A 15484-nucleotide genomic window follows, 5' to 3' on the forward strand; every position below is an offset into this window, starting at 1 on the left:
GCATGTCCGTGTCATCACAGCGATCGGACTGGCTCGGTCATTTTTACGAAAACAAAAAAAGGCGTCCCGCTAGCAAGCTAGCGAGGACGCCTTTGTCCTGGTCCCGTTCTCTCGGGAAGCACCGCCTTCATCGTTGGAGGCGTTGCCTTATGTCTGTTGAAAGGGATTATGCAGTGGTTGTGCCAACTGTCTCGAGGGTGCGGATTTATTGAACAGCGGGCCGGTTGAGCGAGTCGGGGAAGGATTTATTGCACCGAATCAAAGCGTGTTGCCCGGTAATGGCGCGTGGCAGCCGATAGCCTTGTAGTGGCGGGCGGGCCGCCATCGCGAGCAACCGGATTTCAGCGATGAAACACCAGGAACAACAGCACAATATTCACCACCAACGACACCAGCGCCAACGTCCGCCAGACCTTCAGTGGCTCCCTTTCCAGCAACGGCCTGGGCCTGACGCTCAAGCTGCGGCGCTCGCCCTGTTCCAGCAACAACAACCATTCCTCGGCCGTCTCAAAACGCTGCTCCGGATCGGCCGCGACGGCGCGTTCCAGGCTTTGTCCGAGCCATTCGGGCAGGTCCGGCCGATAGCGGCTGGCATTGACTGGCACGCCAAAGCGCGGGCGTTGGAAGGCTTCGATTTCGCCGTAGGGATAGTGCCCGCTCAGCAGGAAGTACAAGGTCACGCCGACGGCATACAAATCCTGTTGCGCCGTTGGCGCGGTGCCGCCGAAAGCTTCCGGGGCGATGTAGCTGGGGGTGCCGGGCAAGACGTTGGCCTGGTCCTCGGACAGGCCCGGGCAGTACGCCAGCCCAAAGTCCAGCAAGCGCAATTCGCCGTCGGCGCCCAAGTGCAGGTTTTCCGGCTTGATGTCGCGGTGGTAGATCTGCCGTCGATGCAGCAGGCCCACCGCCCGCACCAGTCGCTGCGCCAGGTCCAGCCACTGGGCCAGAGGTAGTGGCCCGCCCTGGTTGAACCGCTCGGCCAGGGTTGCCCCCGGATATTCCCGCATCACGTAGTACAAATGCTGGCGCTGGGGAACGCCATGGACCTCGGGGAACTGCCGCCCGGCGACGCGTTTGAGAAACCATTCTTCCGAGAGCAAGGCCTGTGCGGCCCGTGTGTCGTCCCGTAGATGCACGGGCAGGGTTTTTAGCAGCCAGGGCTGCCCCTGGCCATCGTGTACCCGGTAGAGCAACGATTGTTGGCTGTGGCCGAGCAGGCTTTCAATCTGCCAGCCCTCGAACACCTGGCCCGGTTTCAGCGCAGGTGGCAGGGGCCATTGCTGCAACTGGATCAGGGCATCACCGATGCTGGCTTCGCCCACGGCATCGACCCGCACCAGCAAGGCACTGGCGTTGTCCTGGCTGCCGGCCAGGTGCGCGGCGTTGACCAGGGTCTGGGCCGCAAGGTCCAGGTCCGTCTGGTCGCGCAGGATGCCGGCGATGGCCGTGTCCCCCAGGACCGCCCAGACGCCGTCGCTGAGCAGCACGAAGGTTTCGTCGGTGCGCAGTTCACCGTCGAGGAAGTCGAGGATCAGGTGTTGATCCAGCCCCAGGGCGCGCTTGAGCACATGTTGCATGCCTTGCTGTTCCCAGACGTGATCTTCACTGACCCGTTGCAGATGATCGGCATGCCAGCGGTAGACCCGGCAATCGCCGACATGCGCGAGGGTGAAGCGCCGGCCCCGCAGGACCAGGGCGCTGACGGTGGTGAGCAGCGGTTGCCCGCCACCGTTGGCTTGCAGCCAGCGATTCTGGGCCAGCAACAGCCGGTCCAGCGCCTGGGCCACGCCCCAGGTTTGCGGCGTGGAGTAGTAGTCCAGGGCCAACGCCTGCAAGGTCGAACGGGCGGCCAGTCCGCCATCGGCGCATTGGCTCACGCCGTCGGCGATGGCGAACAGGTAACCCTTGCTGGCGGCCAGGGCCGGGGCGGGGGTGACCAGGCGCAGGGCGTCCTGGTTTTCTTCCCGCGGGCCGATGGCACTGGCTTCGGCGAAACTCAGTTGCAGGCTCATGGTTAGAGGTTATACCCGAGCAGCGGTGACAGCTGCCGAACCCCAGGTGGTTCTCCAGCGACGCTTGACGCCGTGCAGGCCGAACCAGGCCAGGACACCGAGGCTGGCGAACAACCACAGTGCCAGTTGATAGCTGCCGGTGCTCTGCTTGATCGCGCCCATGCCCGCTGCCAGGACGAAGCCGCCGATGCCACCGGCCATGCCGATCAGCCCGGTCATTACGCCGATCTCGCGACGGAAGCGTTGTGGCACCAGTTGGAACACCGCGCCGTTGCCCGCCCCCAAACCGAGCATGGTGCAGACGAACAGGGCCAGGGCCGCATAGGAGCTCGGCAGGTTGAAGCCCACCGCGGCGATGCAGACGGCTGCTACGGTGTACATGCCCAGCAAGGTGCGGATGCCGCCGAAGCGGTCCGCCAGGGCGCCGCCCAATGGACGCATCAGGCTGCCACCGAAGACGCAGGCGGCGGTGTAGTAGCCGGCGGTGACCGGGCTCAGGCCGTATTGGTCGTTGAAGTAGCCGGGCAGGGCGCTGGCCAGGCCGATGAAACCGCCGAAGGTCACGCTGTAGAAGAACATGAACCACCAGCTGTCACGGTCGCCCAGGGCCTTGAGGTAGTCGGCGATGGATTTGGTTTTTGGCCGCTCGGGGGCGTTCTTGGCCAGCCAGGCGAAGAGCACCAAGGTCAGCACCAGGGGGATCAGCGCGAAGCCGAACACATTGGTCCAGCCGAAGGCCACGGCCATGACCGGTGCTATCAGCGCCGCGAGCACGGTGCCCGAGTTACCGGCACCGGCGATGCCCATCGCCTTGCCTTGATGCTGTGGCGGATACCACTGGGACGCCAGCGGCAGGGCCACGGCGAACGAAGCACCGGCCACGCCCAGGAACAGGCCCAGCAGCAACGCTTGTTCGTAGCTGTGGATGCCCAGTTTCCAGGCGCAAAACAGCGCACTGATCACGATCACCTGGCCCACCATGCCGGCGGTTTTTGGTGAGATCCGGTCGGCCAGCAGGCCCATGAACAGGCGCAGCACGGCGCCGGCCAGGATCGGCGTCGCGACCATCAGGCCGCGTTGCTGGGTGGTCAGGTGCAGGTCGGCAGAGATCTGTACCGCCAGTGGGCCGAGCAGGTACCAGACCATGAAGCTCAGGTCGAAGTAGAGGAAGGCCGCGAACAGTGTCGGGGTATGGCCGGATTTCCAGAAGCTTGAATTCATCGCGCACCTCAGCTGTAAAAGTCTCGAGAAATGAGTCAGTGCTTTGAGCAGTGCGCCGTCTGTGGTCGCACCACCGGTCCCGAAGGGCCAAAACAAAAAAACGCCGCAACCCGGATCGCCAGAGAGGCAAGAAGGGTGTGCGACGTCTTTGTCGTAGGTGGGGCAACCGCCGTTGGTTACCTGTGGGTTTGCTTAAGCGAGATCTGTGCCAACCTGGGCGATTGGGGGGAGGCCTATCGCGAGCAGGCTCGCTCCCACAATGGATCGGTGGGGGTCACTAATATGGAGTTCACCCCGGAGCCCATGTGGGAGCGAGCCTGCTCGCGATGACGGTGGATCAGTCGATATTGATGTTGGATGCAAAACCGCTATCGCGAGCAAGCTCGCTCCCACGATGGGATCAGAGGTGTTCTCCGAACCTGTGGGAGCGAGCCTGATCGCGATGGGGGCAAGGCAGGCGCTACAAGGCTTTCAGCCCAGCAGCTCATTCATGGCAATGATCTGCTCCGCCACCTGGATCAGTTTCTGCTGGCGGCTCATGGCCTGGCGGCGCATCAGGGTGTAGGCCTGTTCTTCGTTGCACTCCTTCATCTTCATCAGCATGCCCTTGGCCAGTTCGATGCGCTTGCGTTCGGCCAGTTGCTGGTCTCGGGCCAGGAGTTGGGCGCGCAGGGCCTGGTCGCTTTCGAAGCGGGCCATGGCCACGTCGAGGATCGGTTGCAGGCGCGCGGCGTGGATGCCTTCGACGATGTAGGCGCTGACGCCCGACTTGATCGCCTGGCGCATCACATTGGGGTCGTGCTCGTCGGTAAACATGACGATCGGTCGTGGCTGGTCGCGACTGACCAGCACCACTTGCTCCATCACATCGCGCCCGGGTGACTCGGTATCGATCAGGATCACGTCCGGACGCACCGTTTCGACGCGCGCGGGCAGGTCGATGGTCAGGCCGGATTCGTCGATGACTTCGAACCCGGCTTCAATCAGGGCTGCCTTGAGGCGACCAACTTTTTTCGCGGTGTCGTTGATCAGCAGGATACGCAGCATGGTCGTGGCTCCTGTCAGCGGCTGGCGAGAAGGGGAGCCGCATCGCTCAAGGCGTGCAGTTTGAAGCTGCGAGCGTATCCGGCCGGATCCGAGCCGTCCCAGGTGGTGCCGTCGATCAGTTGGCTGCTGCGCATGTCCTGGCGCGGGGAGGCGATATCCAGCGCCGCGCAGGCTTCACGGTACAGCTTGAGCTGCTGGACTTCGCGGGCCACGACCCGGTAATCCGGGTCTTCGCGCAGCAGGCCCCAACGCCGGAACTGGGTCATGAACCACATGCCGTCGGACAGGTACGGCAGGTTCACCTCGCCGTTGCCATGAAAGCGCATGGCGTGGGGATCCTGCCAACTGTTGCCCAAGCCGTCGGCATAGATGCCCAGCAGGCGCGGCTCGATGCAGTCCAGCGGGGCGTCGAGGTATTCGGGTGCAGTCAACAGTTGTGCGGTGCTGCGACGGTTTTCGCTGCTTTGTTCGATGAAGCGGCTGGCTTCGAGGATCGCCATCACCAAGGCCCGGGCGGTATTGGGGTATTGCTCGACGAACGCACGGGTGCAGCCCAGGACTTTTTCCGGGTGGTCGGGCCAGATGGTCTGGGTGGCCGCCAGGGTAAAACCGAGGTTCTGCTTCACCGCGCTGGCGCACCAGGGCTCGCCGACGCAAAAACCGTCGATGCGCCCGGCTTTCAGGTGCGCAATCATCTGCGGCGGCGGCACCACCACGCTGTCGACGTCCGACAACGGGTGGATGCCTTGGGCGGCAAGCCAGTAATAGAGCCACATGGCGTGGGTGCCGGTGGGGAAAGTCTGGGCGAAGGTCAGTTTCGGGCGAGTTTGGTGCACGTGCCGTTCCAGTGCTTCAGGACTGGTCACGCCTTGGGCCTGCAAGCCATGGGACAGGTTGATGCTCTGGCCGTTCTGGTTCAGCCCCATCAGCACGGCCATGTCGGTCGGTGCGACCCCGCCGATGCCCAGGTGCACCGCATAGATCAGCCCATACAGGCTGTGGGCGGCATCGATTTCACCGCTGACCAGCTTGTCGCGCAGGTTGGCCCAGGAGGCTTGGCGCTTGAGGTTTAGGGTCAGGCCGTAGGGCTGGGCGAAGCCCTGGGTGGCGGCCACCACCACGGGGGCACAGTCGCTCAAGGCCATGAACCCGAGATTGACCGCGCTCTTTTCCGGGGCATCGCTGCCGTTGACCCAGGCCAGGGGGTTGGCTGGAACTTCATTCATCGCGCTTCACCTTCCACTTAATCAGTCTGGCACTCATTTGGCCTTTGGCACCGGCGCCGATGAGCAGTAATGGTGCAAGGCATATGCCAGCCGGCCCTCATCACCTTTCCATCAAGATTCCAGGCGTCGTGTCTTTCATCCTGTCGGTCCTTCCAACGCCAGGCAGCAAAGGGGACCGTATGCAGGACACAACAATTCGCGCCACGGCATTGCCCGATCTGGGTGAACGCGTGCTGCACCTGCGCGTGGCCCGGGCCCCGGTTCAACTGAGCGCCGGGCGGTTGGGCCGCAGCCACTGCCTGCCCGTCGGTTGGGAGGGGGTGGTGGTGCAGAGCGATTCGCTGCGCTTGAGTGGCGGCGAGTTGCATGTCACGCCGGTTTGCGAAGCGACGCTGGTCAAGCTGCAGGCGTTCCTGGACATGAGCGATGCCCTGGTGGATGCCGGGCAACGGCTGCACGCGGAGCCATGGGCCCTGTTGCCGGTGGCGGGGGAAACCGTCCGCTCGCCGCAACGGCTCGAACGCTGGTACATCGGCCAAGCGATGAGCGGCACGCCGGCCTATCACGCGGTCGCCCACCTGCTGCGTCATCACGAGAGCTACGGGCTCGTGCGTTTCCTTCTGGAGCAAGGCACCCACAGCGAAAAACTGAACACGCTGGCGCAACGCTACGGCGTATCGGTTTCGCACTTTCGCAGGCTCTGTCGCCAAGCCCTGGGCTCTGCCGCCAAACCGGCCTTGCGCGGCTGGCGCACGGCCCAGGCGCTGTTGAACATGAGCCTTCAGGGCGGCTCGCTGACCGATGTCGCGCTGGAGTTCGGCTTCGCCTCCTCGTCCCACTTCTCCAAGGAAATCCGCGAGCTGGTGGGTTTCGCACCCAGCAGTCTGGCCGATATCACCTACCTGCCAGGCAAGTGAACCGATGCCCCCTCGTTTGTTATCCCCGGTCCTGTTTTGCCTCTGCTTGAGCAGCGGGTGGCTGTTCGCACCCGTTGTCGTCGCGGCCGATGTCTACACCTTCGAGGCCCGGGAACAGAGCGCGCGGACCTTTTTCAGCGAACTGTCCGGGTCATTGGGCAAGCCGGTGATCGTCAGCAAGGCCGCGGCGGCCAAGCGCATTGGCGGTACGTTCGACCTGCGCACGCCGCAACGGACGTTCGAGCGAGTCAGCGCACAGATGGGGTTGATCTGGTACAGCGATGGCCAGGCGATCTATTTGTATGACGCCTCGGAAATCAAGAGCGCGATGATGTCGCTGCAGACCCTGACCGTCGCCAAGCTCCAGGCGTTCCTGGGGCGTTCGGGCTTGCACGATGCGCGTTATCCGCTGCGCCACGACGGTTTGCGGACCTTCCATGTGTCGGGCCCGCCGATGTATGTCGACCTGGTGGTGCAAGCGGCCGGGTTGATGGACAACCAGCGCTCGGAACTGTTGCTGGGCAAGCAGCAGATTGGCGTCATCCATGTGCGCAACACCTTCGTCAGCGACCGTAAATATGAGCTGCGTGACGACAAGGTGACCATCCCCGGGCTGGCCACCGTGATCGAAGCGCTGTTGCGCGGCGAGAAGCAGCAGGTCGAGCCAACGGTGGCCCAACCTTCCACCCAGCAGCCACGAGGCGCGATGCCGGTGTTTCCCCTCGAAGGCCTGGCGAACAGCTCTTCGGACCAGGACCCGACGGCACCGCGAATCATTGCGCGCGAGGTGGCCGCCGGCAACATTCGTGTGGTGGCCTACCCGGACACCAACAGCCTGCTGGTCAAGGGGCTGCCCGAGCAGGTGCGCTTTATCGAGAACCTGGTCAATGCCCTGGACACGCCGAAACGCCATGTCGAGTTGTCGCTGTGGATCATCGACCTGCACAAGGACGAACTCAATCAGTTGGGTATCAACTGGCAGGGTGCGGTGAAATCGGGCGGGCAATTCAGCGCCTCGCTCAACGCCGGTTCGGCCACCACCCTCGACGGCGCCTCGTTCGTGACCCAGGTCATGGCGCTGGAGCGCACCCACCGGGCGAACGTGGTCTCGCGACCGGTGATCCTGACGCAAGAGAACGTGCCGGCGATCTTCGACAACAACCGCACGTTCTACGCCCCGCTGGTGGGGGAGCGCAGCGTTGACCTGCAGCACATCACCTACGGCACGCTGGTCAGCGTACTGCCGCGTTTCGCCCAGGCGGACGAGATCGAGATGTCGCTCAACATCGAGGACGGCAACGAAGTCGAGAACCCCGGCCGGGGTGAGCAACAGAGTGCGTTGCCGACGGTCGGTCGTACCCGCATCAGTACCGTGGCGCGGGTGCCCCAGGGCAAGAGCCTGCTGGTGGGCGGCTTCACCCGTGATGACCATGGTGAGCAGATCGGACGCGTGCCGGTGTTGGGATCGATTCCGTGGATAGGCCGCTTGTTCAGCTATCGCCAGAGCCGCTCGGCGAACACAGTGCGGGTGTTCTTGATCCAGCCCAAGGAGATCCGCGACGCTCTTGAACCCGTGGAGTCGGGTATGCCGTTGCTGAGCCCCGAGCAGCACGAGCGTGTACGTCGAATGTATTTCCGGATGTCAGAGCAATGATCCTGCCACCGGTTTCCAGCGGTGGCCGGGCCGCCCAGGCGCGGTTGAATGCCGAGAAGGCCGCCGAGCATCCGCAACCGCAAGTCGACGCCGAGGCGGCGCTGGACGACAGCGCAACGGCGGCGGTGGCGCAGCGCATCGTGCAGATCAGCGACGAGCTGTCGGCGGCGCTGACGCAGTTCCGTGGCCGACGCTTGTTCGAGCTCAAGTCCGAGACACTGACCGACACCTTCGAGCGCGTGCTCGAGGACGACACCGTGCCCAAGGCACGACAGGTGCTGAGCTTGGCGCGGCTGGCGGACAAGCCCGTGGCCTGGTTGCTGCAAATGGCGCGCAGCCTGTTCCCCGATGACAGCGACCTGGCGTTGGTGCTGCGGGCGTTGTTGCGCCGCCGCAACCTGGAAAGCCGCACCCGCCAGCGCCTGGAAACACTCTTGCAGACGGTGGTTGCCCAAGGCTCGCCCAAGCGCATGAACGCCGGGATCAACGCGGCGCTCAAGGCCAGGTTGTTCGGCAGGAGCATGGCGGTGCGGGCCGGTCTGCTGCGCGAGACCTACCGGGATTTCCTCGAGTCCGACGAAGGCTCGCTCAGTTGCTACCAGGACTGGATTGCCCTGTACGGTCCGGCACAGCGCACGAATGTGCTGGCCTTTATCGAAGCGGCGCTGCTCACCGATATCGGCGCCCAGGACCCCAGTTGCTCGCGCGTCGAGTTCGGCCAATTGTTGAGCCGGGTCACCGACCTCAAGCGCCTGCGCTCGGCCGATGCGCTGTTTATCGGCGCCGTGCTCGGCGATGCACTGCTCTGTCGGCACAACCCCCATGAGGCCGATTGGCTGGTGTTCCTGTTCGGCGTGTTGACCTATCCCGATGACCTCGACCAGTTGTTGCTTGGGGCGTTGGGAGAAGGTGTGTTGCTCAGTGCCCACCGGGAGCGTTCGACAGTGTTACAGGCCGTGCGTCGGCTCAGCCTGCAATTGCCGACGCCGCTGTTTGCCGATGAAGAGGCGCCACAACGCCTGGCCATCCAGTTCACCCGCCTGGCCGACGTCGCCTATGCCCACGAACTCATCGAGCAGCGACTGCCCGGTGGCCGCCCATGATCTTGTCCCGGAGCCAGGCCTGAATGCTCAACGTGTTCCTGCGCAATGTCAGCGCGCGCCCGGAGCTGCTGATCCTCACCTTGATGGTGATGATCATCGCCATGCTGATCATTCCCCTGCCGACGGTGCTGGTGGATTTTCTCATCGGCTTGAACATCGTCATCTCGTTGCTGGTGTTCATGGGCTCGTTCTACATCGAACGTATCCTCAGCTACTCGACGTTCCCGGCGCTGCTGCTGTTGACGACCTTGTTCCGCCTGGCGCTGTCGATCAGCACCAGCCGGCTGATTCTCAGCCAGGCTGATGCCGGCGAGATCATCGCATCGTTCGGTGACTTCGTGATCGGCGAAAGCCTGGTGGTGGGTTTCGTCATTTTTTCCATCGTCACCATTGTCCAGTTCATCGTGATCACCAAAGGCTCGGAACGGGTCGCCGAAGTGGCGGCGCGCTTTTCCCTGGACGGCATGCCCGGCAAGCAGATGAGTATCGACGGCGACCTCAAGGCCGGTGCCATCGATGCGGCCCAGGCGCGGGAAAAACGCAGCGTGCTGGAGCGTGAAAGCCAGTTGTACGGTTCTTTCGACGGGGCGATGAAATTCATCAAGGGCGATGCCATCGCCGGCATCATCATTATCTTCGTCAACTTCATCGGCGGCATGGCCATCGGCATGGGGCAATTGGGCATGGACATGTCCACGGCCTTGTCCACCTACACGCTGTTGACCATCGGCGATGGCCTGGTCGCGCAGATCCCCGCGCTGCTGATCGCCATCGGCGCCGGCTTCATTGTCACCCGGGTCAACGGTGATGACAGCAACCTGGGGCGCAACATGCTTGCCCAGATGCTGGGCAACCCGTTCGTGCTCGGTGTCACCGCGTTGCTGGCGGTGGGCGTGGGCCTGTTGCCCGGTTTTCCGCTGCTGACCTTCCTCTCGATTGCCAGTGTGCTGGGGTTGGTGGTGTTTGTGCGCCATCGCCGCGCCTCGCGCCAGGCCGGCCCGGGCGAAAGCCGCAGCGAACCTGCCGAGCCAGGCGCGGGGCAGGGTGAGTCGGGATTGCTCGATGACGTCGACAACGTTGCCACCGAAACCATCGCCCTGATGCTGCTGGTGCCCCCAGCGCGCCTGCAAGCGTTGGAGAAGGAGCGTTGGGCGGCGCGCTTTCGTAGCCAGTTCTTCGTCGATTACGGGCTGCGCATTCCCGAACCGCGGTTGCGGGCCAGCGATGCGCTGCCGGTCCATCAAGTGGCGGTGCTGATCAATGAAGTGCGCGCCGAGCAGTTCGATATTCATTTCGATCACTGGCGCCTGCTGGATTACTCCCCCGAGTTGGAGTCGCTGGGTTTCGCCCTGGTGCGCGGCAACGACAGCAATCGCTTGGGCGGCGTCTGGGTCACCGCCGCCGACCGCGAGCGCGTGCAGCAGTTGGGCTATCACCTGCGACCTGCCGACGAAGAGTGCTATCGCTGCCTGGTCACGCTGCTGGCGCGCAACATCCAGGAGTTTTTCGGCGTGCAGGAAACCAAGCAACTGCTCGACGAAATGGAAGCGCGTTATCCGGACTTGCTCAAGGAAGTCTATCGCCACGTCACGGTGCAAAAGATCGCTGAAGTGCTGCAACGCTTGATCGGCGAACGCATCTCCGTGCGCAACATGAAACTCATCCTCGAGACTCTCGCCCATTGGGCCTCCCGGGAAAAAGATGTGCTGGCGCTGGTCGAGCACGTTCGTGGCGCCATGTCCCGCTACATCAGCAACAAGTTTGCCCAGGGCAACGACCTGCGCGTGCTGCTGTTGTCGGCGGAGTTCGAAGACGTGGTGCGCCGGGGCATCCGGCAAACCTCGGGCGGCAGTTTCCTCAACCTGGAACCGGCCGAATCGGAAGAACTGATGGACCGCCTCAGTGTCGGCCTGGACAGCGTGCACATCGCCCACAAGGACATGGTGCTGCTGTGTTCGGTCGATGTGCGGCGCTACATCAAGAAATTGATCGAGGGGCGTTTTCGGGAGCTGGACGTGATGTCGTTCGGCGAGGTTTCCGAGACGGTCTCGGTCAATGTCATCAAGACGCTTTGAGGAGATCTGCCCATGTTGGACACCTTGGTACTGGCCACCGAAACGCTGCTGCGAAGCCTACGTCGATGAGCCTGCGTCTGGAAAGACTGGCGGCTCATCCCCTGCGTTTGAGCGGCCCATTGATCGAAGCCGCACTGAGCGAGGTGGTGGTGGGCGAAATCTGTGAGGTGCGCCGGCATTGGCGTTCGCCCCAGGTCGCCGCCCGGGCGCAGGTCATCGGCTTCAAGCCCGGCGCGGTGCTGCTCAGTTTGCTGGGCGAGGCGAAAGGCTTGTCCCGGGAGTCGATGATCGTGCCCACCGGCTCGACCCTGCAACTGACCTGCAGCGACGCCTTGCTCGGCAGTGTGGTCGATCCCCAGGGCGTGATCGTCGAGCGCCTGGCGCCGTCGACGGCGGTCGCCCAGCGCGACTGCGCGGTGGATGCCGACCCGCCGTCGTACCAGCAGCGGCGGCCGGTGGTGGAGCCGTTGCGCACCGGCATTCGTGTCATCGACGGTTTACTGACCTGCGGTGTCGGCCAGCGCATCGGCATTTTTGCCGCCGCCGGCTCCGGTAAAACCACCTTGATCAACATGCTGATCGAACACACGGACGCGGAGGTTTTTGTCATCGGGCTGATTGGCGAGCGCGGGCGCGAAGTGACCGAGTTCATCGAGCATTTGCGCCAATCAGCCAAGTGCAACCGTTGCGTGGTGGTGTACGCCACGTCGGATTTTTCCTCGGTGGATCGTTGCAACTCGGCGCTGCAGGCCACCACCATCGCCGAGTACTTTCGCGACCAGGGCCGGCGCGTAGTGTTGTTGCTGGACTCGTTGACGCGCTACGCCCGCGCTCGCCGCGACCTGGCCTTGGCGGCCGGTGAAGCGCCGGCGCGGCGCGGTTATCCGGCCTCGGTATTCGACGCTTTGCCGCGCTTGCTGGAGCGTCCCGGCGTGACGGCGTCAGGGAGCATCACGGCCTGGTACACCGTGCTGCTGGAAAGTGACGACGAGCCGGACCCGATCGCCGAGGAGATTCGCTCCATTCTCGACGGCCACGTCTACCTCAGCCGGGCCCTGGCCGCCAAGGGGCATTACCCGGCCATCGATGTCTTGCGCAGCGTCAGCCGGGTGGCGACGCAGGTCACTTCGCCCGAGGTTCGGCAACTGGCGGCTGCGACCCGCGACACCCTGGCGCGGATTGAACAATTGCAGGTGTTTCTCGACATGGGCGAATACAGCCCAGGCGCGGACGCCGCCAATGACCGCGCGCTGCAACGTCGCGATGCCCTCGACCAATGGTTGCGCCAGCCAACGGATCAACGTAGCGAAGCGGATGAAACTTTACGGAGCCTGCATGAAATCATTGCTTGAGCGACGGCGTCTGCTGGCCTTCAGTCAGTTTCGTCGGCAACGCGGCGAACAGGCGGTGTTGCGTGTCCAGCGCCAATTGGAGCCGCTGCTCCAGGAACAGTCTGGCTTCGAGGAGCAAGAGACTGCGTTGCAACGTTTGTTGATCAGCCATCGGGCGAATGACTGTGTGCTGGATCACGGCCAGTTGTTGGCGCTGTTGCGAACCCAGGCGGTTATCCGTCGGCGCATCGATCTGCTGCGAGTCGAGCGTGACCGGGTGGATCAGCAACGTCGGCAGGTCGAGCAGCAGTTGCAGGTGCAGCGCGAGCAATTGCTTGGGCTGCGGCGTAAACACGACACGTATGAGCGCTCCGTCCAGCAGCTGTTGCGTGTGCAACGGTTAGAGGCGGTGCGCCGGGAAGAGCGGGAGCTGGAAGAGATGATTGGGGTACGACGATGAATCCGGTCCATGCAGTTTCCCCCCGACCGGTCCAGGCACTGGAACCCGTCGACGAAGGTTCGCTGGATCAATGGCTGGACCCACTTGTCCCGGTGCAAGAGGATGAACTACCGCAAGGCGTATTGCAGCTGATGGCGTCGCTGATCCTGCCTCCTCAGCGACCCATGAGCGAAGCCGCCCGGGCGCTGGCCCGGCAGGCGCTGAGTGTCGGTCAGGGCGTGCTGGCGGTTGAGGGCGATGAGGCACGGTCGGTTGTCCAGGAGACGCTGGCGGTTGAGTCCGATGGAAAACGCTTGGCGGCCCGTGAAACCGTGGCTTTTCCACCGCTTCACCCGCAGCTCGGAAAATTGGCACAGCACTCGTTGCCGCAACGCCTGGAACCTGTGGTTTCGGGCATCGATAAAACCATGGGGCCGACGCCAGTCGAGCCGCCGGAGGTGGAGCCTTTCACCGCCCCCCGTCTAGATGAACAACCGCTGCCCCAGGCGCCGTTGAGCGTTCAAGGCGCGCGCCAGATGCCGGCCGTTGCGCCAGCGGCCCTCCCTTCACCGGTACTGCCGCCTGTGCTTGAGGTCACGGTCGAGACGCTGCCGGACACGGGCCGGGGCGTGCTGCAAGTACCGTTCAATAAAGGCGCGGCCAGTGGGCAGATCACGATTACGCGGGGGGCCGAAGAATTCACCCGGAGCCTGACGCTCAACCCCAGCAATGCCTTGGTGTTCGAACAACTCAAGGCGCCTTTCGAGCTCGCCCGGGAACCGGCCTGGCAGTTGTCCGACAGTGGCGGCGAGCAGCCGCGCCAGGATTCGCATCAGGCGCCGGATGAGGAACCGGACGAACAGACTGAGCGGCCGGCATGAGCGCGTTGCAGCTACGCCGGGTCGAGCCTTTGGCCCATGCCCAGGCCCAGGCGATTCAGCGCTGGCGGCGTGCCAGTCGTGAGGCGGGCTTGGGTCGGGTACCCGGGCACTGTGACTACTTACGCTTTCGCGCCCAGGGCGACGGCGGCGACTGGCAAGGGCTGATCGCGGCCCATGACTGGCTGTATCGAGTGTTTCCACAATTGCAGTCCATGTTGAAGCTGGAAACCTCGTTGGCGAATGTCCTCGGATTGTTTCGCGCGGCGCCGCGCCCCCTGCTGTTGGAGCTGGACGAACTGCACGACCGGGCACTGTCCGATATCGAGTGCGTCGTCTCGGCGCGATTGCCCACCTGCCAGTTGCCATGGCTGCAAACCCCTCGGGGCCGCATGTGGTTGCTGCAATTGCCCACGGCGCCCGCTGTGAGCGAGCGCTTGGGCGTTGGGGCGTGGCTGGACGAGTTGCCGTTGCGCCTGGAACTGATCCTCGGCGTCAGCCAGGTGAGTCAGCCCGGCCGGCTACGCCTGCGTAAGGGCGATGTATTGCGCATCGTCCAGCGCACTCAACGGTACTGCCTGGCCAACCGTTGCCTTGGCACTTTCACTTTTGCCCAGGAGGGCCTACAGATGCAGCCGACCGTGACCGATGCCAATCCGGATAACCCGCCGGATGCCGACGCAAAGGTCGACTTGGGAGCGCTCCCGGTGCGCCTGGAGTTCCTGCTCGCCACCCATGAAACCGACTTGGCGACGCTGTCGCGCATCATCGAGGGACAACTGATCCCGTTGGCCGAGGACGCGGCACGGCACATCGAGGTACGCGCCAACGGCAAGCCGGTGGCCCTGGGCGAACTGGTGCAGTTGGACGGCCAGTTGGGTGTCGAATTGCTCCAGGTCTATCGGGCCAGCGCCGATGAATGACGTCTCGCTGATCGCGCTGCTGGCGTTCGCTTCGCTGCTGCCGTTCCTGGTGGCGGCAGGCACCTGCTATATCAAGTTTTCCATCGTCTTCGTCATCGTGCGCAACGCGCTGGGCCTGCAGCAGGTGCCGTCGAACATGGCGCTCAATGCGATTGCCCTGATGCTGGCGATTTTCGTCATGACGCCGGTGATGAAGCAGGGCCATGACTACTACAAGACCGAGGCGGTGGCCTTTACCGACATCGCCTCGGTGGTGGATTTTGCCGAGAACGGTCTGGGCAGCTACAAGGATTACCTGCGCAGATACACCGACCCGGAGCTGGCGCAGTTTTTCGAGCGGGCACAGGCAATCCAGGATGAAGCCGACCCAGGCCTGCCTGTCGATGACGAGGTCGAGCCTTCGCTGTTTTCGCTGCTGCCGGCCTATGCGCTGAGTGAAATCAAGAGTGCCTTCAAGATCGGCTTCTATCTGTACCTGCCTTTTGTGATCGTCGACCTGGTGATCTCCAGCATCCTGCTGGCGCTGGGCATGATGATGATGAGCCCGGTGATTATTTCCGTGCCGATCAAACTGGTGTTGTTTGTCGCACTGGACGGCTGGGCGTTGCTGTCGACCGGGCTGGTCAAGCAATACCTGACCTTGCTGGCGTAGGTGCAC

Annotated in this window: 13 protein-coding genes; 9 read left to right on the top strand and 4 right to left on the bottom strand. The window is 63.6% G+C overall.

Features of this window, described 5'->3' with window-relative positions; all coding sequences use genetic code 11:
• Window positions 1–341 precede the first annotated feature (341 nt).
• The 4 genes from AACY31_RS10815 to AACY31_RS10830 form a co-directional block, all read right to left on the bottom strand.
• Window positions 342–2012 carry a bifunctional protein-serine/threonine kinase/phosphatase gene (locus AACY31_RS10815; RefSeq protein ID WP_339476651.1) on the bottom strand — a complete coding sequence of 557 codons (1671 nt, stop codon included), beginning with the start codon at window positions 2010–2012 and terminating at the stop codon, window positions 342–344.
• A 9-nt stretch (window positions 2013–2021) separates the two neighbouring features.
• Window positions 2022–3233: a nitrate/nitrite transporter gene (locus AACY31_RS10820; protein ID WP_339476653.1), complete on the bottom strand. Its 1212-nt coding sequence runs from the start codon at window positions 3231–3233 to the stop codon at window positions 2022–2024.
• A gap of 471 nt (window positions 3234–3704) precedes the next feature.
• Window positions 3705–4280, bottom strand: coding sequence for an ANTAR domain-containing response regulator (locus AACY31_RS10825; RefSeq protein ID WP_003199539.1), 576 nt, complete (start codon window positions 4278–4280; stop codon window positions 3705–3707).
• A gap of 14 nt (window positions 4281–4294) precedes the next feature.
• Window positions 4295–5506 carry a CmpA/NrtA family ABC transporter substrate-binding protein gene (locus AACY31_RS10830; RefSeq protein WP_339476655.1) on the bottom strand — a complete coding sequence of 404 codons (1212 nt, stop codon included), beginning with the start codon at window positions 5504–5506 and terminating at the stop codon, window positions 4295–4297.
• Window positions 5507–5685: 179 nt separating this feature from the next.
• On the opposite strand from AACY31_RS10830, the gene AACY31_RS10835 reads away from it, so the two are divergent.
• From AACY31_RS10835 to AACY31_RS10875, 9 genes are all read left to right on the top strand, one after another.
• Complete coding sequence (locus AACY31_RS10835) at window positions 5686–6423, top strand: helix-turn-helix domain-containing protein (protein WP_339504418.1); 738 nt, start codon at window positions 5686–5688, stop codon at window positions 6421–6423.
• Window positions 6424–6427: 4 nt separating this feature from the next.
• Window positions 6428–8077 (top strand): type III secretion system outer membrane ring subunit SctC, encoded by a 1650-nt coding sequence (gene sctC / locus AACY31_RS10840; RefSeq protein WP_339504419.1) that lies wholly within the window; start codon window positions 6428–6430, stop codon window positions 8075–8077.
• Entirely contained in the window at window positions 8074–9180 is a 1107-nt protein-coding gene (gene sctW / locus AACY31_RS10845) for a type III secretion system gatekeeper subunit SctW (RefSeq protein WP_339504420.1), read from the top strand. Before sctC ends, sctW begins: the two co-directional genes overlap by 4 nt.
• Before the next feature lie 23 nt (window positions 9181–9203).
• The gene (locus tag AACY31_RS10850; protein WP_339504421.1) at window positions 9204–11255 is read left to right on the top strand and encodes an EscV/YscV/HrcV family type III secretion system export apparatus protein; all 2052 of its coding nucleotides are present in this window, start codon (window positions 9204–9206) and stop codon (window positions 11253–11255) included.
• A 65-nt stretch (window positions 11256–11320) separates the two neighbouring features.
• Entirely contained in the window at window positions 11321–12607 is a 1287-nt protein-coding gene (sctN, locus tag AACY31_RS10855) for a type III secretion system ATPase SctN (RefSeq protein WP_339504423.1), read from the top strand.
• A complete protein-coding gene (locus AACY31_RS10860) occupies window positions 12591–13046 on the top strand; it encodes a type III secretion protein (protein ID WP_339504425.1) in 456 nt (151 codons plus the stop codon). Before sctN ends, AACY31_RS10860 begins: the two co-directional genes overlap by 17 nt.
• Window positions 13043–13906 carry a SpaN/EivJ family type III secretion system needle length determinant gene (locus tag AACY31_RS10865; protein WP_339476675.1) on the top strand — a complete coding sequence of 288 codons (864 nt, stop codon included), beginning with the start codon at window positions 13043–13045 and terminating at the stop codon, window positions 13904–13906. Before AACY31_RS10860 ends, AACY31_RS10865 begins: the two co-directional genes overlap by 4 nt.
• Window positions 13903–14826, top strand: a complete 924-nt coding sequence (locus AACY31_RS10870; protein ID WP_339504426.1) for a FliM/FliN family flagellar motor switch protein — start codon at window positions 13903–13905, stop codon at window positions 14824–14826. Before AACY31_RS10865 ends, AACY31_RS10870 begins: the two co-directional genes overlap by 4 nt.
• The gene (locus tag AACY31_RS10875; RefSeq protein ID WP_339476679.1) at window positions 14819–15478 is read left to right on the top strand and encodes an EscR/YscR/HrcR family type III secretion system export apparatus protein; all 660 of its coding nucleotides are present in this window, start codon (window positions 14819–14821) and stop codon (window positions 15476–15478) included. The genes AACY31_RS10870 and AACY31_RS10875 overlap by 8 nt, the downstream gene beginning before the upstream one ends.
• Window positions 15479–15484 lie beyond the last annotated feature (6 nt).

Source organism: Pseudomonas sp. RL_105y_Pfl2_101 (genome assembly GCF_963970585.1).
GTDB lineage: Bacteria > Pseudomonadota > Gammaproteobacteria > Pseudomonadales > Pseudomonadaceae > Aquipseudomonas.